We start from the raw sequence: 260 nt of genomic DNA, 5'->3' as shown, positions 1-260 counted from the left end.
GAAAACGGCTGGATGGAAGAGAACAAGGTCATCAATCTGGTGAGCAAGGAAGGCGTGCAACTGGCGGCGATCGGTTATCCGCATCTGTCGCGCGAGGAGATTTATCACCACCTCGAACAGTTTTATCGCCAGTTCTATTTCCGTCCGTCGAAGATCTGGGAAATCGTGCGCGAAATGCTCACGAGCTGGGACATGATGAAACGCCGTCTGCGCGAAGGCGTGGAGTTCTTCCGCTTCCTGCGCGCGCACGAGGCATGATG

General features: G+C 55.4%; 1 pseudogene. It reads left to right on the top strand.

Annotated elements, in window-relative coordinates:
• Positions 1 to 258, top strand: a pseudogene (locus U5A67_RS40640) (hopanoid biosynthesis associated radical SAM protein HpnJ); the annotation flags it as partial.
• Positions 259 to 260 lie beyond the last annotated feature (2 nt).

The sequence above is a fragment of the Paraburkholderia sp. J69-1 genome (assembly GCF_905220255.1).
Lineage (GTDB): Bacteria > Pseudomonadota > Gammaproteobacteria > Burkholderiales > Burkholderiaceae > Paraburkholderia.
Note: the sequence above shows the minus strand (reverse complement) of the source record. Positions and strands in the feature narration are given on the sequence as shown.